Annotated in this window: 20 protein-coding genes and 1 other annotated feature; of the genes, 19 read left to right on the forward strand and 1 reads right to left on the reverse strand. The window is 43.8% G+C overall.

Going from position 1 to position 23,463, the window contains the following annotated elements; translation table 11 throughout:
• The first annotated feature begins 120 nt into the window (after nt 1-120).
• The 16 genes from JOD02_RS08525 (at nt 121) to JOD02_RS08600 (ending at nt 20,348) form a co-directional block, all read left to right on the forward strand.
• Nucleotides 121-1,215 (forward strand): PIN/TRAM domain-containing protein, encoded by a 1,095-nt coding sequence (locus JOD02_RS08525; RefSeq protein WP_341534568.1) that lies wholly within the window; start codon nt 121-123, stop codon nt 1,213-1,215.
• 19 nt (nt 1,216-1,234) lie between these two features.
• Nucleotides 1,235-1,726, forward strand: a complete 492-nt coding sequence (locus JOD02_RS08530) for a hypothetical protein (protein WP_204488732.1) — start codon at nt 1,235-1,237, stop codon at nt 1,724-1,726.
• A gap of 20 nt (nt 1,727-1,746) precedes the next feature.
• The gene (ispD, locus tag JOD02_RS08535) at nt 1,747-2,451 is read left to right on the forward strand and encodes a 2-C-methyl-D-erythritol 4-phosphate cytidylyltransferase (RefSeq protein ID WP_204488735.1); all 705 of its coding nucleotides are present in this window, start codon (nt 1,747-1,749) and stop codon (nt 2,449-2,451) included.
• Complete coding sequence (ispF, locus tag JOD02_RS08540) at nt 2,448-2,915, forward strand: 2-C-methyl-D-erythritol 2,4-cyclodiphosphate synthase (protein WP_204488737.1); 468 nt, start codon at nt 2,448-2,450, stop codon at nt 2,913-2,915. The genes ispD and ispF overlap by 4 nt, the downstream gene beginning before the upstream one ends.
• Nucleotides 2,916-3,077: 162 nt before the next feature.
• On the forward strand, nt 3,078-3,956 hold the full coding sequence (locus JOD02_RS08545) for a DUF1002 domain-containing protein (RefSeq protein ID WP_243426420.1): 879 nt from the start codon (nt 3,078-3,080) through the stop codon (nt 3,954-3,956).
• A 113-nt stretch (nt 3,957-4,069) separates the two neighbouring features.
• Nucleotides 4,070-4,307, forward strand: a binding site (T-box leader).
• A gap of 42 nt (nt 4,308-4,349) precedes the next feature.
• Nucleotides 4,350-5,021 carry a serine O-acetyltransferase gene (gene cysE, locus JOD02_RS08550; RefSeq protein WP_204488738.1) on the forward strand — a complete coding sequence of 224 codons (672 nt, stop codon included), beginning with the start codon at nt 4,350-4,352 and terminating at the stop codon, nt 5,019-5,021.
• Nucleotides 5,008-6,414 (forward strand): cysteine--tRNA ligase, encoded by a 1,407-nt coding sequence (gene cysS, locus JOD02_RS08555; RefSeq protein WP_204488740.1) that lies wholly within the window; start codon nt 5,008-5,010, stop codon nt 6,412-6,414. Before cysE ends, cysS begins: the two co-directional genes overlap by 14 nt.
• A gap of 731 nt (nt 6,415-7,145) precedes the next feature.
• Nucleotides 7,146-8,612: an HD domain-containing phosphohydrolase gene (locus tag JOD02_RS08560; protein ID WP_204488747.1), complete on the forward strand. Its 1,467-nt coding sequence runs from the start codon at nt 7,146-7,148 to the stop codon at nt 8,610-8,612.
• A complete protein-coding gene (locus JOD02_RS08565; RefSeq protein ID WP_204488749.1) occupies nt 8,597-9,022 on the forward strand; it encodes a chemotaxis protein CheW in 426 nt (141 codons plus the stop codon). Before JOD02_RS08560 ends, JOD02_RS08565 begins: the two co-directional genes overlap by 16 nt.
• A gap of 15 nt (nt 9,023-9,037) precedes the next feature.
• Nucleotides 9,038-11,146, forward strand: coding sequence for a chemotaxis protein CheA (locus JOD02_RS08570; protein WP_204488751.1), 2,109 nt, complete (start codon nt 9,038-9,040; stop codon nt 11,144-11,146).
• Nucleotides 11,147-11,260: 114 nt separating this feature from the next.
• Entirely contained in the window at nt 11,261-13,018 is a 1,758-nt protein-coding gene (locus JOD02_RS08575; protein WP_204488753.1) for a methyl-accepting chemotaxis protein, read from the forward strand.
• A 130-nt stretch (nt 13,019-13,148) separates the two neighbouring features.
• Complete coding sequence (locus tag JOD02_RS08580) at nt 13,149-13,928, forward strand: CheR family methyltransferase (RefSeq protein ID WP_204488954.1); 780 nt, start codon at nt 13,149-13,151, stop codon at nt 13,926-13,928.
• Between the two features lies 1 nt (nt 13,929).
• Nucleotides 13,930-15,018, forward strand: coding sequence for a protein-glutamate methylesterase/protein-glutamine glutaminase (locus JOD02_RS08585; protein ID WP_204488755.1), 1,089 nt, complete (start codon nt 13,930-13,932; stop codon nt 15,016-15,018).
• Between the two features lie 38 nt (nt 15,019-15,056).
• Nucleotides 15,057-15,572 (forward strand): hypothetical protein, encoded by a 516-nt coding sequence (locus JOD02_RS08590; RefSeq protein WP_204488757.1) that lies wholly within the window; start codon nt 15,057-15,059, stop codon nt 15,570-15,572.
• A gap of 98 nt (nt 15,573-15,670) precedes the next feature.
• Nucleotides 15,671-17,464: a bifunctional homocysteine S-methyltransferase/methylenetetrahydrofolate reductase gene (locus tag JOD02_RS08595; protein WP_204488759.1), complete on the forward strand. Its 1,794-nt coding sequence runs from the start codon at nt 15,671-15,673 to the stop codon at nt 17,462-17,464.
• 226 nt (nt 17,465-17,690) lie between these two features.
• The gene (locus tag JOD02_RS08600; protein WP_243426446.1) at nt 17,691-20,348 is read left to right on the forward strand and encodes a homocysteine S-methyltransferase family protein; all 2,658 of its coding nucleotides are present in this window, start codon (nt 17,691-17,693) and stop codon (nt 20,346-20,348) included.
• 2 nt (nt 20,349-20,350) lie between these two features.
• On the opposite strand, the gene JOD02_RS08605 is transcribed toward JOD02_RS08600, so the two are convergent.
• On the reverse strand, nt 20,351-20,800 hold the full coding sequence (locus JOD02_RS08605) for a GNAT family N-acetyltransferase (RefSeq protein ID WP_204488761.1): 450 nt from the start codon (nt 20,798-20,800) through the stop codon (nt 20,351-20,353).
• A gap of 304 nt (nt 20,801-21,104) precedes the next feature.
• Between JOD02_RS08605 and JOD02_RS08610 the strand changes: the two genes are divergently transcribed.
• The 3 genes from JOD02_RS08610 to gcvT all read left to right on the forward strand — a co-directional run bounded on the left by JOD02_RS08610 (nt 21,105) and on the right by gcvT (nt 23,460).
• A complete protein-coding gene (locus tag JOD02_RS08610; RefSeq protein ID WP_204488956.1) occupies nt 21,105-21,596 on the forward strand; it encodes an acyl-CoA thioesterase in 492 nt (163 codons plus the stop codon).
• 46 nt (nt 21,597-21,642) lie between these two features.
• Entirely contained in the window at nt 21,643-22,257 is a 615-nt protein-coding gene (locus tag JOD02_RS08615) for a hypothetical protein (RefSeq protein WP_204488763.1), read from the forward strand.
• Between the two features lie 99 nt (nt 22,258-22,356).
• Entirely contained in the window at nt 22,357-23,460 is a 1,104-nt protein-coding gene (gene gcvT / locus JOD02_RS08620) for a glycine cleavage system aminomethyltransferase GcvT (RefSeq protein WP_204488765.1), read from the forward strand.
• Nucleotides 23,461-23,463: the final 3 nt, after the last annotated feature.

Raw genomic sequence — 23,463 nt, forward strand, 5'->3', positions numbered from 1 at the left:
CAATAATAATAACAGCATATTTTGGTTTTTGAATTTTACGTAAGGGAGAGGAGTTTTAATTTAATAAGGGGAGGGATTTTTAAGGGGAATGGGTGTGATAAACGGATAGGAGGTGAAGATGTGCTGGTAAAAATTATTAAAGCAATATTGACGGGGTGTGGAGCAGCTATAGGCACAGGAATGGCCTGGTGGATAACGAGCTTGCTCAATAACTGGAACATAACGCTTATACCGGCATATCAGGACGTCGTCGTATACCTTTTGTGTTGTTTTGTGGTTGCAATTATTTTCTTTGTTTCATCTGATAGGCTTATATCTTCGATAGTGCTATTCACAAAAAGAATAGAAAAAAAGCTGCAGGAGATGCCTTTAACCGATGTTGTGTTGGGCGTAGCCGGGTTAGTTGTGGGGCTGTTTATTGCTTATCTAGTCAGCTTTCCTATAAATCAAATTGCGTTACCAGGTGTCTCAATTCCACTTACAACGATTATTTACATACTCCTTGGATATTTAGGAATAAGCGTTGCGATGAAGAGAAGGGATGAGCTTAACTGGTTGGTTCCACAAAGAAAAACAAAGGATAAAGTCGTGTTTGACGGCTATCGCAGCCAACCTAAGATTTTGGACACCAGTGTTATAATTGACGGTAGGATATTTGACATATGTAAAACCGGGTTTATAGAGGGACCTTTGGTTATCCCCAGCTTTGTGCTGGAAGAGTTGAGGCATATAGCCGATTCTTCAGATGTTCTAAAGCGAAATCGTGGACGGCGTGGTCTTGACATACTTAACCGCATTCAGAAAGAGCTGGACATTCCGGTGGAAATTTATGAAAAGGATTTTGATGACGTTGCGGAAGTGGATACCAAGCTGCTTAAACTGGCTCGTATTTTAAACGGCAAGATCATTACCAACGACTATAATTTGAATAAGGTGGCCGAGTTTCAAGGTGTGGCAGTGCTCAACATCAATGAACTGGCAAACGCCATGAAGCCTATAGTCCTACCCGGAGAAGAGATGGTGGTGCAAGTTGTCAAGGATGGAAAGGAAGTAGGGCAGGGAGTTGCTTATCTGGATGATGGTACCATGATTGTAGTTGATGGAGGCAAAAAACATGTGGGCGAGACTATAGGGGTACTTGTAACTAGCGTGCTTCAGACGGCTGCAGGTAGGATGATCTTTGCCAAGCCCAAATCCATGGATAAGGTAAGCTAAATAGTTATGAAAATAAAAATTGGCTTTCAGGCAGCGGATTGTATTCCGTTGCTTTTTTTTGTATACTTTAGATGCTGATGAATTGGAGGAGCTAGAAGAGTACGTAAATAGAGCAGTCAAGAACAAACACCTAAAGAAGAGGCAATTAAAGGAGATAGAAAAGGCAATGAGACTATTACAAAGCCTTGGGAGTGAGCCGGGGGAGGTACCGAGGCCACTGGATGGAACAAGTCTTGGTGCCTGTAACGAGAGCTACACACTCTGGCGAGTTCTCAAGGTAGTGGTGGTAACGCCACTCTCTCCTGAGAAGGTATTGAGGGATGTCTCTGTCCTGAGGAGGGTGATGTACTCAGGGCAAGTGGGGAGACCCGGAGAAGGACGCGAGTTCCTGTTTCTTGGGGCAGGGACTATGGTTGTCCCAAATACCGCCTGCTGGGGGTGGGACAACCTGAAAGGCGGTAAGAAATACCCCAGCCATCTAAACTTGTGCAGTTTTGTACAGTTTAGATGACCAGGAATGGACCTTATACAATGGACAAAAAAAATTATGCCATTGTTGTAGCGGCTGGGCAGGGCAAACGAATGGGTACCGATGTCAGCAAGCAGTATTTGATGCTGGGGGATAAACCAGTGGTTGTGCATGTTATTGAAGCCTTTGATGAGCATCCGAGCATTGAGGCTGTAGTATTGGTAGTGGCCGCTCAAGATATTGAATATGTGGAAAGGGGAATAGTGCGAAAATATGGGTTTAAGAAACATATACTGGTGGTAGGAGGTGGCCAGGAACGCCAGCAGTCAGTATACAATGGCCTTAAAGCCCTTATGAAATTTGAGGATGTTGATATTGTAGTAATTCATGATGGTGTGAGGCCTTTTGTTACTGGTCAGATGATACAAGACAGCATTCATGCGGCTGGTAAATACGGAGCTGCTGTGATGGGCGTTCCCGTCAAGGATACGATAAAGAAGGTGGATGGTGAGCAATTTGTGGTGTGTACCCCTAAGCGAGATGAATTATGGCTAGTGCAGACTCCTCAGGCGTTTAAATACCACCTAATATGGGAGGCTCATGAAAAAGCTCTGCAGGATGGGTTTTATGGTACAGATGATGCTATGCTGGTAGAAAGGCTGGGCCATCCTGTTAAAATGGTGATGGGCAATTACGGTAATATAAAGATTACAACGCGAGAAGATTTGATTTTGGCACGTGAGTTCTTGCGGGGAGGGTTGATATGAGGATAGGAATGGGATATGACGTACATCCTCTAGTGGAGGGCAGGGATTTGATTTTAGGCGGAGTTTTTATTCCCTTTGAAAAAGGGCTTAAAGGGCATTCCGATGCTGATGTGTTGGTCCATGCTATAATGGATGCTTTACTTGGCGCTGCGGCAATGGGCGATATAGGCAAGCTGTTTCCAGATACAGATGAAAGATACAAGGGAGCGTCCAGCCTTATATTGCTACGCAAAGTGGGAGAGCTGATAATACAACGGTCATACCGTATAGAGAATATCGATTCAATAGTGGTGGCTCAAAGGCCCAAGATAGCGCCTTATGTAGAAGAGATGAGGGTAAATATAGCGCAGCAGCTTGAGATTTATCCTGACAGGGTCAGCATTAAAGCCACTACGACGGAGGGCTTAGGATTTATAGGTGCCGGGGAAGGAATTGCTGCCTACGCAGTGGCTTTGCTTGTATAGGTCCGATTCAATATTTCCTTGAATTGTTTGGCCTTTTGGTTCGTATAATATGCATAAAGCAGAATATTGGAGATGTTTTAATAGGTGTTGCTGGAGCTAGTGAATGTACTTGTGTTGCGCTTGATATGCCTCTCGATAATAATTACAGGAGGAGGTTTCTATATGAGAAACTGGATGATAGCGTGTTTTTGCGCTGTGGCTTTGATGATGGGCCAGTTTAACTTTGTGCAGGCTAAAGGTGAGGAAGTGGTCAGCCTGGGTGCAGACTTAAACGAGAAACAGCAACAGCAGATGCTGAACCTGTTTGGCGTAAAGGCCAACGAGGTAAAGATAATAAAGGTGACAAACCAGGAAGAACGTGATTATCTAAAGGGGCTTGTGTCTGAGGATAAGATAGGTACCAGAGCTATATCCTGTGCCTATGTTAAACCATTGCCAAAAGGTGAAGGCTTGATGGTTGAGACCTACAACATAGGCTGGGTTACAAAGGAGATGTATGCAAATGCTATGGCAACAGCTGGGGTACAAGACGCTCGCGTAGTGGCTGCCGCTCCGTTTATGGTGTCGGGTACGGCGGCGCTTACAGGCATAATTAAGGCTTTTGAGGAGGTATCGGGCAAACAGCTCAACGAACAGGCAAAGAAGGTGGCAAATGAGGAATTGGTAACCACAGGTGAGTTGGGTCAGGATGTAGGTAAGGATAAGGCTGCGGCGCTGATCAAGGAAGTAAAAGAGAGGGTAATTCGTGAGAAGGTGAAAAACCCTGAGGATATTAAAAAAATAGTGCTGCAGATAGCTAAAGAGCTCAACATAGAGCTTACAGAGGAACAAATTGACAGGATCATTGCGCTTATGGAAAAGATAAGCAAGTTAGATATTGATATAAACCGCATAACATCTCAGCTTGAGAACATAACGCAGCGTTTGGATAACATACGCAAAACGGTAGAGGAGAATAAAGGGTTGCTTCAACGGGTATGGGAGGCTATAACCCGCTTTATAAGTTGGCTCCAAAGTGTCATTGAAAGGTTTAGGTCGTAGTTTTGATTTTGCATTTTACTCCCATTGACTTGTTTACGGCGGATATAATATAATGAATTACCACGAATAAAAATAGTTTTAAGCAAGTAAACTGTGGTATAAAATAAAAAGGAACAATGGCTGTGAACGGGAAGAGTAGGCATGTCAAATCCACAGAGAGGGGCAATGGCTGCGCTGAGAGTTGCCCTGGATACAGGACGTGCTGAAAGTGCGCCCGGGAGCTGTATCCTTGAAAGCGTTGTGGGCGAGTAGAGGGTACCGGTTGTGCCACGTTATGGCGAGAGAGGTGGGGTATTGCTTGATTCAAGCATACCCAATCAGAGTGGAACCGCGGAAGCCTTCGTCTCTGAATCCAGGGATGAAGGCTTTTATTTTACAGAAGGGGGGAGACATATGTTTGACCGCATTCGCAAGGATATACAGGCTGTACTTGAAAGGGACCCTGCTGCCAGGAATGCTCTGGAGGTCATATTGTGTTATCCAGGGTTTCATGCTATCCTATTGCATCGAATAGCGCACTGGTTTTATGGTAAAGGTTTTAAGCTTATAGCACGGCTCATCTCGCAGTTTAACAGGTTTATCACTGGTATAGAGATACACCCCGCTGCAAAAATTGGCGAGGGATTATTTATAGATCACGGGATGGGCGTAGTAATTGGTGAAACCGCTGAAATAGGGAACAATGTGACCATATACCAGGGAGCTACCTTAGGTGGGACCGGTAAGGAAACTGGGAAGCGCCATCCCACCATAGGCAACAATGTGGTGATAAGCGCTGGAGCAAAAGTTTTGGGACCTTTCAAGGTAGGCGACAATTCAAAGATAGGGGCCAATGCCGTGGTTTTAAGCGAGGTGCCGCCAAATTGCACGGTGGTAGGCGTGCCAGGGAAGATAGTTAAAAAAGATAACAAGCGGGTCGCGTCCGCCAGGGACGAGATTGACCTGGATCAAGTGCGCCTGCCTGACCCGGTGGCTGAACAGATTAAAGAGATATTGGACAGAATCAGTATGCTGGAAAAGAAAGTACAGGAATTGGAGGGTAGGTATAAAAATGAAGTTGTATAACACTCTTACTAAGAGGAAAGAGGAATTTGTTCCCCTACATGAAGGGGAGGTACGCATGTATTCCTGCGGGCCGACGGTATACGATTATTTTCACATAGGAAATGCCCGCCCTTTCATCATATTTGACACCTTAAGGAGGTATTTGGAGTATAAGGGTTACAAAGTAGTGTTCGTGCAAAATTTCACCGACATAGACGATAAGATGATCAAGCGCGCCAACGAAGAGGGTATTACGGTAAAGGAGTTGGGAGACAGGTTTATCGATGAATACTTTAAAGATGCTGATGCTCTGGGTATAAAGAGGGCAACCTTTCATCCTAGGGCTACCCAGCATATCGACGACATGATAGATTTGATTAAGAAGTTGATTGAAAAGGGAGTGGCCTATGAAATAAACGGCAATGTGTATTTTGATACCTCGGCTTTTCCTGAATACGGTAAGCTTTCAGGCCAAAAATTGGAGGAATTGGAGGCAGGGGCGCGTGTGGAGGTAGAAGAGGGTAAGAAAAATCCCATGGATTTTGCCCTGTGGAAGGCTCAAAAGCCGGGTGAGCCTGGCTGGGATAGCCCATGGGGCAAGGGAAGGCCTGGGTGGCATATAGAGTGTTCGGTAATGGCCATGAAGTATCTGGGGGAGACCATCGATATACACGCCGGAGGCCAGGACCTTATCTTTCCACATCATGAGAACGAAATCGCTCAAAGCGAGGCGGCTACCGGTAAGCCCTTTGCAAGGTATTGGCTGCACAACGGATACATCAACGTCAACAACGAGAAGATGTCAAAATCGCTGGGCAATTTTTTTACTGTGCGTGAGATAATGAAGCGGTTTGATCCAGAAGTGGTGCGCCTATTCATGCTTTCAGCTCATTATCGCAATCCTATAAATTTTAGCGAAGATATGCTAAAACAAGCCCAGAGTGCCCTGGAGCGCCTGTACAACTGTAAAGCTAATCTACTGCATTTGATAGAAAATGCTCCTTGTAAGGAGCCATCGGAAGAAGAGAAAGCCTTTATTCAAAGGCTTGTTGGGTATAAACTCAGGTTTGAAGAGGCGATGGATGATGATATAAATACCGCGGATGCACTGGCTGTTATTTTTGATATGGTGAGGGATATAAATTCTCAGCTGAGTGCCGGCAGTTCAAAGCAGGCTGTGGAAAAGGCCTATGCGCTTTTGGATGAGTTGACAGGCGTACTGGGGCTTTTGAGGAAGGACCCCAGGCAAGAGCTTGACCCTGAGATTAAAGCTTTGATTGAGAAAAGGCAACAGGCGCGAAAAGAAAAGAACTGGGCACTGGCTGATCAAATACGTGATGAGCTTAAAGCCCGTGGTATTATACTTGAGGATACGCCTCAAGGAGTAAGGGTGATTTTTAAGAATAAAGGATGAAAGGAAAGAGTTTAATAATGGGTTAAATAAAAAGTTTGTCGAATATCGTAGAAACGGTAGATATGGCGTATAGTCCAAGTTAGATAATTAATACTAGGTATAGCAGCAAATGAAGCAGGAATATAGTCCCAAAAATATAGGAAATTATTCCTTTTGCAATGTAGTGCTATGGCATGTATACTATAATTAAGGTTTATGAAAATGTCGAAATATGGTAGTGAGTTGGCAATTGAATATGAGACGTTGTTCAAGAACGAAACCTCTTTCGCATATGGCGATAAGAGGTTTATTCTTTATGGTTGTGCATATATATACAATTTTATAAGTGGGGGATATATATATATCATGTTGACATGCCGCCTAAGAGAAATGTCAATTAATAAGGTAGAGGATGAAATGAGTGTACTAGAGTCGTATAATTATGCACATGGCGTAATGAGAACATATGTTCGCAGGGGGGGGGGGGGGTATTTAATGTATTAAATGTAAATTTATGGTTAAATTTGTTTATAATTTACATATGGAATTGTGTCTATAAAGGCCCGCTTTCGCTGGAGCTTCAAAAAGGGGTGTGGGCTGCGTTGGGTGATTGGTGAAAGGGGCCTTTTTATTATTAATTGTCAAAGTGCCAAGGGTAAATGGGAGGGTGAAAACCATGTAAGCTTTATTAAATGTAAGGTGATATTTTAAAAATTCACTTTAAAAATATACGTCAGGAAGGGAATCATGAGGTGGACAGAAGGGAAAGTGTTGATCTCTTGTTTAAGGCTACTATGCTGGGTGTAGATGAAGGGATTGTTATTATTGAAAAAAAAGGTGGGATAGTGGATTTAAATCCATCAGCCCAGCAAATTATAGGGTTTAAAGAAGAGATAAAAGGCAGACCTTTTTGTCAGGTATTTAAAGTAATAGACGAAAAGACAGGGGAAGAGGTGATAGAAAATCCTGTAGAGAAGGTTTTAAGGAAAGGAATACCTATCGAAAGGGTCGGGCGCACTATAGTTCATACGAAGCAAGGGCCTAAGGCCGTGATGATCAGTCGAGTGATGCCAATAAAAAATGACAGAGGAGAACTTTTTGGCGCTATAGCGGTGTTTCACAATGTTGTTGATGAAGGGATTTGGTTTAGGGATCAGTGGTTGGGGCCCTATGATTTGTTGACGGGTGTTTACAACCGTAAAGCGATGGAAAAGTACATTAAGAGGTTAAAAGGGGAGGATGTATTTCCTATAGGGATAATTGTGGTTGATGTCAATGGTTTGAGATTTGTTAACCATGTTTTCGGATGTGAAGAAGGCGATAAACTCCTAAAAAAGACTGCTGAGATTTTAAAAAAGAGTACGCGTAAAAATGATTTAGTTGCTCGCTGGGGAGGAGATGAGTTTCTTGTTATTTTGCCACACGCTGATTTGGATGTAGTGAGGGAGGTGATTGTCAGAATACAAGATAACTGTTTTGCGGCAGGCGACACAAAGGTCCAATTGAGTGTGGTCATGGGGTATGCAATAAAGAAGTGCCAGAAGGAAGATTTAGAAGAGGCTGTAAAAGAGGCAGAAGAATTCATGTATCGTAGGAAGTTGATGGTCAATGAGAGCTACCATAACACAGTCATCAACACTCTTGTTACCACTTTGCATATTAAAAGCATCGAAACACAGGAACACGCTGAGCGCCTCAAAACGTATTCAATTGCGATTGGCAAAGAAATGAGTTTGCCTCATAAAGATTTGGATGAACTAGCGCTTTTGGCGGTACTACACGATGTTGGCAAAATAGGGATAAAGGAAAGCATTTTAAAGAAGCCAGGTCCTTTGACTCCTCAAGAATGGGAAGAGATGAAGCAGCATTGTGAAATTGGCTATCGTATAGTTCAAAATATTCCTGAATTATCGGCTGTAGCGGAGTATATATTGTTCCATCACGAGCGCTGGGATGGTAAAGGTTATCCCAGGGGGCTGAAGGGAGAAGAGATACCGCTTTTATGTCGCATCCTGGCGGTAGTGGATGCATACGATGCTATGACTCATGATAGGGTATATCGCAAGGCCTTGAGTGAGAATGAGGCTATTGCTGAGATAAAAAAGAACAGTGGCACCCAGTTTGACCCCAAGATTGTGGATGTCTTCTACAACTTGGTGGTAAGTGATAAAATAAACAGTTGCTTAGAAGGAGGTGAAAAGAAATGGAGGACCTTTTGACCAGCCAATATGTTGTTTGCGAGCTGGCAAATGAGAAATATGCGTTAAAAATTGGTGATGTATATGAAATTATCAAGATGCAGCCTATTACACCCGTTCATAACAGCAAACCTTTTTTGGAGGGCATCATAAATCTCCGGGGGAAAATCATACCGGTAGTTAACCTTCATAAGAGATTTGGCCTGCCCAACTATACCACTACTAAAAAGACTCGTATAGTCGTGGTAAAGAGCAGAGATGAAATGGTGGGCATTGTTTTCGATAAGGTGAATCAAGTACTCAGATTTTCTAACATACAACCTCCCCCTGAGATGGTGGCGGGAATTGATGGTGCCTATTTCGAAGGCATAGGAATAACCGATGAAGGCGTGATAAGCATTTTAAAGATTGATAAGGTGCTTCATGAGTGAGAAAGGAGGTGTAATATGAGCGATATATTTGAAAATCTTGAAATCATAAATTTATTTATTGGTGAAATGGAAGAACAGATTCTTCTTTTCGAAAATGGGATAGTGGAACTAGAAAAGGATATTAATAACCCTGAGATAGTGCAGAAGTTGTTTCGGGCGGCTCATACCCTCAAGGGTTCTTCTGCAGCTGTGGGATTTGAGCAGATGAAAGTCCTTACCCATGAAATGGAAAATGTCTTGGACAGGATTAGGAACCATATGCTTAAGGTTTCTAGACCTGTGGTTGATGTTCTATTGGAATGCCTGGACTGTTTAAAGGCTTTGAAGGATGAATTCGTTGTGGATAGATATTGTATTAACACTGATATACGCCCAATTATGGCAAAATTGCAAGGGATTTTAGCGGGAAGCAGTGATGTGTACGCTGCCGAAGAAGCGGAAAGGGCTGATGTCCGGCAGAAATTGTTTGCGCTCGATGCTAAACAGGAGGAGCAGGTAAAGCAGGCAGTGGAGATAGGACAGAATGTATGGGTGTGTCAAGTGGAAATTGCTAAAGATTGTCAGATGAAGTTGGCCAGGGCCTATACAGTCAAGAATTTTCTTAATGAACGTGGTACTGTTATAGGCATGGTTCCTGATGCGATTGATGTGAGGGATGAAGAGATTGACAAAGTCTGTTTTTTGGTCATCACACAGATGGGCGCCGATGAGCTGGAGTATGAGGTAAGGAATGGATTGGTGGATGTGGAAGAGGTTAATGTATTTCCTTATTCCTTTAATTCTCCTGAAATAATGAAGCTGTCAGAAAATGAGGGTAAAAGTTTATGCTCTGATCTTAACGGCTCAATGAATGCCAAGGGTGCTGATGAGACGAAGAGGATGTCGGGGCGTACGGTAAGGATAGAAGTGGAACGCTTGGAGAGGATGATGGATTTAGTGGGAGAACTGGTTATTGAGCAGATACGAATTGCTCAAGCAGGAAATGACTTACATAACAAATATCCTACCGATGAAACAGTAGATGATCTGATAAGCATTTCAAACCATGTATCGGTGCTCATAGATGAACTGCAAGAAGCTATTATGAAGACCCGCATGATCCCGGTGCAGCAGCTTTTCAATAGGTTTCCTAGGATTGTGAGGGACTTGACACGTTCATTGAACAAAGAAGTTGAGCTTATACTTGAGGGGGGTGAGACTGAGATAGACAGGACGATAGTTGAGGACATTACAGATCCGCTGATCCACCTCATCCGAAATGCTGTAGACCATGGGATTGAGAGCCCAGAAGTCCGCAAGAGGTTGGGTAAACCTGAAAAGGGTATGCTGCGCATATCGGCATTGCCCAAAGATAGCAATGTAATCATAACAGTAGAGGATGATGGTGCGGGCATAGATTTAGAGGAGATAAAACGTATGGCTATTGAAAGGAGGATTATATCTAAAGAAGAGGCAAATACCATGACACATGAGCAGCTTGTTAACCTAATATTCCAGCCTGGATTTTCGACCTCTAATGAGGTGAATGATATTTCAGGGCGTGGGGTCGGAATGGATATTGTGAAGAATTGCGTTGAAAAATTGAAGGGGGTGATCGATGTTGAAACCTATGCCGGAGCTGGTACAAAATTTGTGATAAAACTGCCCATAAAGCTCCCTATGACGTTGGCGATACTTAAAGGTCTTCTGGTGAAGATTGGCAATGAGACCTACGCTATACCGATGAACAATGTGATTGAAATTGTCAGGCAACCACGAAAGGCAATTGAGTTTGTTAACGGTCAGGCTGTGACGGTTATAAGAAACAAGGCCATTCCCCTAGTATGGTTGCATGACTACTTCGGAATTCCAAGGGTGAAAGAAAGAAAAAATATCTTGATCGTTTTGCTTGGAATGGCTGAAAAGCGCCTAGGCCTGGTGGTTGATGAGCTTATAGGCAATCAAGAAGTGGTGGTTACAAATCTGGGAGCTTATATAGGAAAAGTTGAAGGGATATCTGGAGCGACGATACTGGGCGATAGAAGTGTGGCTTGTATATTGGATGTTGCAGGCATTATGAAGATGGTAAGCGAAAGGAAAATTAAAAAAGACAGCAATCATGAGCTGATTGCTGTGAACGAATAGAAAAACCTTATATTAAAACCACCAATATAATTATACCACATTCAGTAGGTATATACCAAATTAAGTAAGGATTATTAAAAAATTTACAAAAGGTTTACAAAGGAGGTAATATCAATGACAAGTATTTCTAGAAATCTCGCGTTGAAGTTTATGAAAAACTCCGGAATTTTTCAAAAATTAAACACTGCTGTTAATGAAGCTAATGTATTGGACAAAAAACTCAGAGAGGTATCAAGTACTGTTGCGCATTTTGTAAAGAATGTGAGTGAACAGTCTGCTACAATGGAGTCTACTTCTAAAATGCTATCGAAACTTTTAGAGTCAATTCACGAGTTAAATAAGAGCGCTCAACAGCTAAATAAGTTTTTGGAACAAACTACTGCTTTGCTCAAAGGCATGACTGATGCCATCAACCAGGTAGCGGGGAATGCAGAGAGCACGGCCAGCTCTGTGGAGGAGATATCGGCATCGATAGAGGAGATGAGCAAGTCGATAAAGGGTGTAGCAGGGAATGCGGAGAGCTTGAAGGGTTCAGCGGAGGAGATGGCGGCGGCCATTCAGGAGATGGTGGCGTCCATCAACCAGGTAGCGGGGAATGCAGAGAGCACGGCCAGCTCTGTGGAGGAGATATCGGCATCGATAGAGGAGATGAGCAAGTCGATAAAGGGTGTAGCAGGGAATGCGGAGAGCTTGAAGGGTTCAGCGGAGGAGATGGCGGCGGCTATTCAGGAGATGGTGGCGTCCATCAACCAGGTAGCGGGGAATGCAGATAATGTTAGCAAGCTAAGCAGTAATTTGAGAGAAGAAGCTGAAACAGGACAGAAAGCTGTACAGGAGACTTTATCTGCACTCAAAGAAATTGCGGAGGCTATTGTCCACGCTGGCAGTGTAATGAATAGCCTAGGAGAAAGTTCAGAAAAGATAGGCAGCATAACGGAAGTAATCGATGATATAGCTGAACAGACCAATTTGCTGGCATTAAATGCCGCCATTGAGGCTGCAAGGGCGGGAGAGCACGGAAAAGGTTTTGCTGTTGTTGCTGACGAGGTCAGAAAGCTTGCTGAAAGGACAGCCACTGCTACAAAAGAAATTGCAGCTTTGATTAAAGGCGTTCAGAAAGAGACGGAGCAGGCGATAAAAACGATTGAATTGGGTAAAGAAAAAGCAGAACAGGGAACCAAACTGGGGAATGAGATGGGGAGAGTGATAGAAAAGATTATTGGCGGGATTGGAAATATAGATGTAGAAATAAATCAGATCACGGTAGCGGTGAAGGAGCAGGCCAAGCAAGGGCAGAACATAGTGCAGGCGGTGGACAATGTAGCGAACCAGGCGGCGCAGGTGACGCAGGCGACGATAGAGCAGGCCAGGGGAGTAGAGGAGATAGTGAAGGGGGTAAGCAACGCACGCGAGCAGGTAAGGCAGATCACGGTAGCGGTGAAGGAGCAGGCCAAGCAAGGGCAGAACATAGTGAAAGAAGTGGAAAATGTCACGATACAGGCTGATCAAATTGCTGCTGCGGTTAAAGATCAGGCGAAAGGTGTGAATGAGATTGTACAGGGAGTAAGCAATTCTCGAGAACAGGTAAAACAGATTGCTGAGATTGTTAAGAATCAGAACGCAAATGTTGAGAGCGTGCTTATTAATATGAAGGGCCTTGTTGAACAAGTTGAGTATATTATGAAAGTAGCAAAATCTCAGATTAATGAAGCTGAGCAGGTTATGCAGACTGTGTCTGAAATAAGTGATGTTGTGGGTGTTAGCAATACCGAGATGGAGAAAATAGCCTCCGCGGCTGGGGAAATTATTAAGTATGTAGAGGAAATAAAAGATGTGCTGGGCAACGTAAACAAGCAAATGATAGTTAAATAATGATAATTGGCGGGGGAATTTTTCTTCCTCCGCTAATTATCTATGTCCATAAATTTTGACAAATTTTTGCTGGGAAGGGGTTTAGGTAGTCTTGAAAACAGAAGAAGTTGGCTTAACGAAATTGGCAGAAATGATATATAATTATTGTGGAATTGACTACAGGAAGGATATTTCAGCCTTGGAATCGAAAATTAAAGATAGATTAAATGCGCTTGGGTTGTCTGCATGGGAATACTGCGGATATCTTAAAATAGAGCCCAATGAATGGGATGCACTTGTGGAGTTGATAACCGTCAATGAGACCTATTTTTTTAGGGAAGAAAATGCACTTGAAGAATTTCAAAAAGAAGTTCTTCCTCAGTACGTAAAGCGTACTCCTGAAAATCCACTGTTGATATGGTCGGCGGCTTGTTCAACAGGCGAAGAACCATATACTCTTGGGATGTTGGTAGAGCAAAGTGGGCTGTTAAGTAAAGGGGCTGTGAAGATAATAGCTACAGATATTAATAAGAAAGCGTTACACAAAGCAAAGAGTGGGCTATATAAGAAAAAGTCAATGTCCTTTCGAAGGATGCCCCCAGAATTTTATAATAGGTTTTTTATCGAGTTTGGAGACTATTACAAAGTCAAGGAATCAATAATGGAAATGGTTGAGTTTAGATACATTAATCTTTTAGATGATAAAATGAGGGAAAAGATGGGTAAAGTTGATATAATTTTTTGCAGGAACGTTTTGATATACTTTGATGATGCCGCGATAAAGAAGATAATCGATGCTTTTTATGACATATTGAATCCCGGTGGCTATTTGTTCTTGGGCCATGCTGAATCTATAACTCATCTAAAAACGGGTTTTAAAGCTATCTATACCCCTTCCACTTTTTACTACAAGAAAGGAGAAAAAATATAAAATGGAGCGATACGGCGTTTTAGTAGTGGACGACTCAGCGGTCATGAGAAGGTATATAGGTTTATTGATTGAGAAAGATCCGCAGCTTTTTGTTGCAGGAATTGCCAGAAACGGCGTTGAGGCCATAGAGAAGGTTAAGATGCTAAAACCGGATATTGTGACCATGGATATCGAAATGCCAGAGATGGATGGAATGACTGCCCTGCAAGAAATCGTGAAAATTTACCCTGTTCCGGTGATAATGCTGAGCAATCAGACCGATAAGGACCCCGCATTGGCTTTTAAGGCCATAGAATTGGGTGCTGTGGATTTTTATTTGAAAGGTCAACTTTTAAGCAACGATGCTGGGTCAGAAGTGGTAAAGAACTTTTTAGAAAGATTAAAGGCCGTAGCTGCAAATGCCAAGAAGAAAAGCGAGAGCAGCCAGCTAAAAAAGGAGGATTCCAAAAGTCTCTCTAAAATGATGGATGGCATTTTAAAATCGCCGGTAACGGAAAAAGAACTTACTACCAAAAACGCTGTAGATTTGTTGATAATTGGCTGCTCTACGGGGGGACCGGCTGCCCTGCAGTCTATACTTCCATATTTTCCGAAGGATACACCCGTGCCAATTCTTGTGATTCAACACATGCCTCCAGGTTTTACCAGGTCTTTGGCCGAGAGGTTTGATGCTTTTTGCAATTTACGAGTAAAAGAAGCAGAAAATGGCGATATTCTGGAACCAGGGAAAATCTATATTGCCCCTGCAGGCTTTCAAACGACGTTGTACAAAAGGCAAGATGGGAAGGTGGGCTTAAAGGTACAAGAAAGTTCTGATGAAAAGATATTGTACAGGCCGTCTGTAGATATCACCCTCAATTCGGCAGCACCAATTTATAAGGAGCGATTACTGGCGGTCATTCTTACGGGTATGGGTAACGATGGGCTTGAAGGTTGCAGGGCTGTTAAAAGATATAACGGCCATGTTATTGTGGAGGCTGAAGAATCTTGCGTGGTTTATGGAATGCCTAGAGCTGTGTATGAAGCGGGGCTGGCGGACATTCAAGTACCTTTGCCGCATGTTTTTAATAGTATAATGCTTTATATATAAGCTGTAAAAATTCAATGGCAAGGAGATGAGTATCAAAGATGGCGCCTTTGCATGACGAAGTGACCAGTTTGATCATATCCAGGGATGAGGTTGAAAGGTTGGATTACAGTGCTGTAGATTCGTTTATAAAGCAAGCGGAGGAAAAAGAGGATGTTTTAAAGAGCAAATTAATTCTGAATTTTGAAGGGTATCCAGAAAGCCTTGAAGAGATATACAAGGTGCCTTCTATAAGGAAATGGGTTAAAGGGTTAATAGATAGACATCCTTATATCTTTTATTTTCTCGCCTCGGATGGCGGTTTGAATACTCTGTTGGTGGTAGCTTGTATAGGGGATTTCCAGGAGATAGATAGTTTGACCTCAGAGGAGGTAACAGAAGGGCTTTTGCACTACGAAACAGTAAATTACAATAATAAGTGGTTTAAGGTGAGTTTGCCAAAAGATGTAAGCAACAAGATTATAGAGGGTTTGATTGAATATGGGTTAAAGATGAATTTGGAGTCGGATGATGTCTTGTTCACGATCCTGAGTATCCCTGGTCTGAATGCTGGCTGATGGATAACGATTTTTTTGCTTGTATTTATTGTAATGTTTGAGTAAAATGGATAAATAAAATGATGCTGAGGGGATATAATGACCAAAAGGAGCATTGAATGATGACAATAAAGGAATACATGGAGAACAATATTCTATTGGCAGATGGCGCCATGGGTACGTATTATTCCCAGATAACCGGCAAGGACGTCGCTTTTTCAGAATTGGCCAATGAGGACGAACCGGGGGTCATACGGGCTATCCATGAGGAATATATCCAGGCAGGGGCAAGGCTTATACGAACCAATACTTTCTCTGCCAATACCTTGACGTTGGATGTTTCAAGAGAAAGGTTAAAACGCATCATAACTAGGGGATACGAGATTGCGCTGCAAGCTACCCGGGGTAGAGAGGTGTTTATTGCCGCAGATATAGGGCCTCTACCCGAGATGACCTTCGACAAAAAAGAAGTAGTCCCCGAGCTTGTATTGGATGAATATTGCTTCATAGTAGATACCTTTATTGAAGCAGGAGCCGATATATTTGTATTGGAAACATTGAGTAGCACCGATTATTTGCGTGAGGTTACCCAGTATATAAAGAGCAAAAACAATCAGGCCTTTGTTTTGGTTCAGTTTGCTACAACGGTTGATGGCTATACTAGGAAAGGCATAAGCATTTCCAGGGTCATTAAAGAGGTAAAGACCATACCGTACATAGATGCCTATGGTTTTAACTGTGGTGTCGGGCCTGCACATCTTTATCACAATATAAAGGCTTTTGATTTTTCTGGGGACGTAGTGTCAGCCATGCCCAATGCCGGCTATCCCGAGATTGTTCACCAAAGAACAGTGTATACCCGCAATCCCGAATACTTTTCAAACGTTATGATGGATGTAGCCAGACTGGGCGTAAAAATATTGGGTGGCTGCTGCGGTACGATTCCATTACATATAAGCAAACTGCGGGACAAGCTGGCTGAGTTTACTGGCAAAGAGCGCAGGGAACCTACATTTGTACGTAAAGTTTGGCATATTGCTGTGCACAAAAATGATTTTTATCCTAAGGTTGTTGAGGGGAAATTTCCGGTTGTGGTGGAGCTTGACCCACCTTTTGATGTCAACGTAGAAAAGGTCATGGAGGGTGCGATGATTTTAAAGCAGAACGGCGTCGCTGCCGTTACCGTGGCCGATTCGCCGCTGGCTAGGCCTCGCCTGAATTCTATGATGCTAGCTGCCAAGATAAAGCGGGAAATAGGCATAGAAGTAATACCCCATCTGTGCTGCAGGGACCATAATCTAATTGGCCTGAAATCGTTGCTGCTTGGAGGATATGCGGAAGGTATACGCAATTTGTTGGTTGTGACCGGCGATCCCATACCGGAGGCCGAAAAGAGTTCTGTAAAAAGCGTGTTTGATTTGAATTCGTTTAAACTTATGGCCCTCATACAAGAGATGAACAGCGAGCTTTTCGGTCAAGACCCTTATATAGTAGGGGGAGCGTTGAATCTCAATGTTCAAAACAAAGATGCCGAGATAGCTAGGATGTGGCGCAAGGTGGAAAATGGAGCAAGATTTTTTCTGACACAGCCTATCTTTGATTCTGAAGTCATAGAATATCTCTCTAGGCTCAAAGCCACCGAAAAGGTGAAAATTTTGGGAGGCATTATGCCCATTGTAAGTTATAAAAATGCTCTCTTTTTAAACAACGAAATACCAGGGATATCCATACCTTCCCGTTATATTGAGCGCTTCAGGCCGGATATGAGCAGGCAGGAAGCTGAAGAGGTGGGCATTGAAATAGCGGTTGAGCTGATAAATAATGTGAAGCAACACGTGGATGGGTTGTACCTGATAACGCCTTTTAACAGGGTGAATATGGTGGTCAGGATCCTAAAGGAGAGCTTACTTTAAGAAGCCTGTAGATAATAGGAAGTGCTAGTTTGTATATCAGACGGAGATAAAAGTTATAAGTATAGCAAAAATGGTTGTGTTGTGATAGGCTGCCGTTATGAAAAAAAGTCGATGTAGAGCTTGCTGACCAATCAGTAGTGGCGGAGGTTAAAGCTTAGCCGAATAGGATCAAAATTTGGATTGAAAGGGTTGGATGCGAGTGAAGTGGGCGACTTTAAAGCAGCTGATGGATAAAAGTATAGTAGTGTTGGACGGGGCTATGGGTACCGAGCTTCAGAAAAAGGGGATGCCGCCTGGGGTATGTCCAGAACTGTGGGCGTTGGAGCACCCTGATGTCTTGTTGGATATACAGCAAGGTTACGTAAAAGCCGGTGCCCGTGTCATATATACGGCTACGTTTGGGGCCAACCGCATAAAGCTGGAATACTTCGGTGTAGGAGATAGGGTGTTTAAAATAAACTGTCAACTAGCAAAACTTGCTAAACAGGCTGCCGGTCAGCACGCCCTTGTGGCTGGAGATATATCCAGCACGGGGAGGTACATTTATCCTCTGGGCGACCTTTCGTTTGAGGAAGCGGTAGAGATTTACAATGAACAGGTAAGGGGATTGCTTGAAGGTGGAGTTGACCTGTTTGTTATAGAGACTATGACTGATATCCAGGAGGCAAGGGCGGCTTTATTGGCAGTGAAGGAAAGCTGCGACCTTCCAGTGTGGGTCACCATGACGTTTGAGGAAGGGGAGAGGACGCTGACCGGTACTGACCCGGTGACGGCGCTCATCACCCTCCAAAGCTTGGGGGCGGATGTGGTGGGGTGTAACTGTTCCACCGGCCCCGATAAGATGGTGAGCATTATAGAGCAAATGAGGCCCTATGCTAAAGTGCCGTTGCTGGCAAAGCCCAATGCGGGGCTGCCAAAGCTGGTGAATGGCATGACGGTGTTTGACATGGGGCCTGAGGAGTTTGGACGATATGCCAGACTGTTGGCACAGTCAGGGGCCAACTTGATAGGCGGATGCTGCGGTACTTCGGCTGAGTATGTGGCAGAGATTGTAAAAAATGTAAAGGATATAAAGCCACTGCTTCCGTCAAAACCTCAGGGTTCGGCAGTTACATCAGCCAGAAAGACGGTATTCATTGGAGCGGGCAACCCATTTGTCGTGGTGGGCGAGAGGATTAATCCCACAGGCAAGCCGCTGCTTCAGGAGGCTTTGAAGCAGAAAAGCTATGGGTATGTCCGCCAGCTTGCAGTAGAACAGGTTGAAAAAGGGGCCGATATGCTGGACATAAATGTAGGTATGCCGGGCATTGACGAGCCAAGTGCAATAGTGGATGTCATAAATACCCTGGTATCAGCTGTGGACGTTCCGCTGTGCTTGGATTCTTCCAATATTGAAGCGCTTGAGCGAGGACTTAGAATCTATCCGGGGAGGGCCCTTGTCAACTCCATATCCCTTGAGAAGGAGAAGATAGAGAAGCTATTGCCCATTGCGGCCAAATACGGTGCCATGTTCATACTTCTGCCGCTTACCGATGAAGGTGTACCACTGACAGCTCATGAGAGGCAAAAGGTGGTACAGGAGGTATTTGAGCGTGCTGCAATGATGGGGTATCAAAAGGAGGACATAGTAGTCGACGGGCTGGTGATGGCGGTTTCATCTAATCAGAAGCAGGCAGTTGAGACGTTAAATTTAATAGACTGGTGTAGTAACAGCTTTGGGTATAACACCATAATTGGCCTGTCCAACGTCTCATTTGGGTTGCCCGAGCGAGCTTGGCTCAATGCGGCTTTTTTGGCCATGGCTATGAGCAAAGGGCTTACCATGGCCATAGTCAATCCCTTGAGCCAGACGGTGATGAACATTAAAATGGCCTCTGAAGTGCTATTGGGTAGGGACTTGTACAGCCAGAGGTATATAAAGTATTTTACACAAGCTGGCAAGCAACAAGGTGATAGCCGGATAAAGGCGAAAGATGCCGACTCAGGAATGGGGAAATCGGTAGAGCAGAAAGCAGAGAAGAGCATGACGCACTATCATGACGATGCTGCTATAGACGGTGCTGCCGTAAGCGGTGATAAAGGTATCAGAGTAGATAAAAAGGCTATTAAACAGGGAGCTGATGATAGCGCTGTCTATACCGCTGAAGATGCAGCGAGAGATACATCATTGGGGAAGGTAGAAGGTATGGATAGCAAAAAAGATGATGTTGACGGTGTGGACGACGTTTCAACCAAAGAAAAAACTGCACAGCGGGTTTTTGATGCCGTAGTCAATGGTGACCATCACGGCATTGTATCCGTAGTTGAGAGCGCTTTAGCGCAAGGCATAGCTCCGCGGACTTTGATGGATGAATATCTTATACCCGCCATAACTCATGTGGGGGAACTTTTTGAGAGGAAAGAGTACTTCCTTCCACAGCTGCTTATGAGCGCCGAGGCCATGAAAAAGGCCTTTGAGCACCTTGAACCCATGCTTGAAGAAGAGGCTGCTGATGCAAAGGAGAAAAAGGTAAAGGTGATACTAGCCACTGTCAAGGGAGATATACATGACATAGGGAAGAACATAGTGGCGCTCATGCTGAGGAATCACGGATTTGAAGTCATTGACCTTGGCAAAGATGTAAGCGCTGAAGTCATAATCGAGAAGGCAAAGGAGACCGGCGCTCAGATCGTTGGATTGTCAGCACTTATGACCACCACCATGGTTCAGATGAAAGAGGTGATAGCGCTGGCCAAAAAGGAAGGGCTGAGGTGTAAGTTTATGGTGGGTGGAGCGGCCGTCACACAACAGTTTGCCGATGAAATAGGGGCCGATGGTTATGCTGAAGATGCCAACGGTGCCGTCAAGCTGGCAAAGAAGTTGGCGGAGGAGTTGGTAAGGTAATTTTAAATCTTGTTTTCTTTTTCATGTGTACCTTTATAAACCACCATGCTGATGTGCTCAATTCCGGCTTCATCATAGGGTTCACCGTAAGGGATGAACCCTAATTTTTTATAAAAGTTTACCGCAGAGGTCTGAGCGTGGATGTGTACTTCTTGTGCACCCCATTCAAAGGCTTTTTGAAGCAGTAGCCTGACTATGAGGGAACCTATGTGCTGCTTTCTGTATTCCTTCAAAACAGCGATTCGCCCTAGGTAGTATCGCCCGTCCTGCTCAAATACTCTGCCAGTCCCTACGGGAATGCCATCCTGATATACTACGATGTGATGAGCGATGCCATCGACGTCGTCTATTTCAAGGTCAGAAGGAACGTTTTGCTCTTCTACGAATACCTTAAAGCGTATATTGTATGCATCTGTAAGGTCGTCTGTACCTTTTAACCACTTAACCTGCAATTTTTCCACCTTCCCTGTGAGTTAACGGTTATGTTTTGTCTTCGTTGGTTGCTTGAAATATTTATTTGGGCGATTGATGTATACAAACCTTAAGATACACCATTGTAAGGGCCTGTGTCAATGATGGATGTTAAAATAGCCGTTTTAATTTTTGTCTTCATGGTATATAATCTTTAGCATAGTAGAAGAAGTCAATATTTTAAATTTTTTGCAGTGCACAGAGTTGTGTGGTAACGCTGTTTAAAATAAACGTGATACAACTAATTGTTATGATGAGCATTAAATAAACTGATATGCAGAGGTGATGATTTTGGAGGCTAAACCTGTCTCATATTCAAAAACTGTTATGTCCCAAATTGTGTTGCCGGAGCAGGCAAACCCGGCTGGCAATATCCATGGCGGTGAGATAATGAAGATGATGGATAACACAGCGTATGTGGTGGCAAGAAAGCACTGCAGGCGAAATGTGGTAACAGCACGGGTGGATGAGCTGGAATTTTATCAGCCCATACTTGTGGGGCAGCTGGTTACCTGTAAAGGTCAGCTGGTATTTGTGGGGAGAAGTTCCATGGAGGTGGCTGTACGCGTGGAGGTAGAGGATTTAAGCAGTGATCAGCCACCCATAACTGCACTTACAGCCTTTTTTACCATGGTTGCATTGGATGAACACGGGCGGCCTGTGGAGGTGCCGAGACTGATCCTTGAAACTGAAGAGGAGAGAAAGGCTTTTGAAGAAGGAAAGAGAAGGTATGAAATGTATAAGCGTAAAAGGCAAAAGAAAGCGCATCCGGAATAAGGATATAGGAGATGGGTGGACTTAATGAAAATGTGGGGGTACAGGGATGAAAATTGTTAAAATGCAGGGACCATTATCGTGGAAGTCTCCGGCCTCCAAGGGGGCAAACGCCCAAGGTGAAGCGTCACAGAAATCTGATGCCATTGAGCAACGCGATTTAAATCAAGCCAATTTGAATATAATGGTAAGGAGTAGGTTTTTGAAGGAAATTCAACCGATAAATGTGCTTGATTTGGCTTTAAACGATGCAATAGAAAACAGCAAAAATAATTCTAATAATGACTGGCGAAAGTTATGGTCGTATGATGCCGAGGCCAGCATATATCAGAATATACGCCACCTTATATTGCAGCGCAGGATTGAAGAGGCTGAATCAGTGCTGTCTGCTTTGCCGCTGAAGACGGCGCAGTGGTATTATTTAAATGGTATGGTGTTATGGGAGAAGGGGCTGTATGCCGATGCTTACGATAGCATTCAGCAGGCCGTCAACATGGCACCTGAGAACAGAGAGTACAGGGAAGTATTGTACCATATACTGCGAGCATATCACCCTTTTCTCGCATTGCGCTTTTGTAAACGCGTTTTTAAGAAAGCTTTGCCTTTGATATACATAATTTTAATTTTTTTGTGTATCACGTGGCTTGTGTCTCGTTTTGTTTAGATATGTGAATGGCAGAAAGATGTAAGGGTAAGTAGGTTTGTGTGCTACAATAAAGCTAAAAAGCCCTAAGCCGGCCAATTTTTTGTGTTTTAAGGAGGTATGTTAAAGTTGAAAAAGACGCCGCTTTATGAAAAACATATATCTCTAGGAGCCAAGATGACTGAATTTGGTGGCTGGATAATGCCCCTTCAGTATACAGGAATTTTGCAGGAGCACGAAGCGGTGCGTCGTCGGGCGGGCTTATTTGATGTATCCCATATGGGGGAGGTCATGATAAGGGGTAGAGGTGCCACAGAATTCATTCAAAAGCTTATAACTAATGACATATCAGGTATGCGCGAGTTTCAAGTTATCTATTCGCCCATGTGTTATCCCGATGGTGGGACGGTGGATGACCTGCTGGTCTACAAATGCGATGCTGAGCAGTATTTGCTTGTTGTGAATGCTGCCAACATTGAAAAGGACGTTGAGTGGATAACAACTCATAAATTACATGATGTGGAGGTCGAAGACGTATCTGAACAGTATGCGCAATTGGCTCTTCAAGGGCCAAAATCTCAGGATATTTTGCAAAAGTTGGTGGATTTCCCGCTTGATAAGATTAAATTTTTTAGATTTGTGGACGGTATGAATATCGCTGGCGTATCTGCATTGATTTCACGTACAGGATATACCGGTGAAGACGGCTTTGAGATATACATACCAGCGAATAGTGCCTGCAAGGTGTGGGATGCCATTATGGATGCCGGGGAGGAATTTGGTGTAATGCCTGCAGGGCTGGGGGCCAGAGATACGCTGCGCCTGGAAGCCGCACTACCGCTTTATGGGCATGAGCTTTCCCCCGATATCTCGCCACTAGAGGCTGGATTGGACAGGTTTGTCAAACTTGACAAACCAGACTTCATAGGGCGTGAGGCGCTAGTTAAACAGAAGGAAAGAGGCATCTCACGAAACCTTGTGGGGTTGGAGATGGTAGACAAAGGGATCCCACGCCAGGGCTATGGGGTTCAAGTGGAGGGACGAAGTGTGGGATATATTACCTCGGGTAGCTTTTCGCCAACCTTGAAAAAGAACATAGCTTTGGCTCTCTTGGATATTCAATATGCAGAGGAGGGATTTCAGGTGGATGTAATGGTGAGGAATAAAGCGTTAAAGGCTAAAGTGGTTAAAATTCCTTTTTATGCAAAACAATATAAAAAATAAAAG

The sequence above is a fragment of the Caldicoprobacter guelmensis genome (genome assembly GCF_016908415.1).
GTDB lineage: Bacteria > Bacillota > Clostridia > Caldicoprobacterales > Caldicoprobacteraceae > Caldicoprobacter > Caldicoprobacter guelmensis.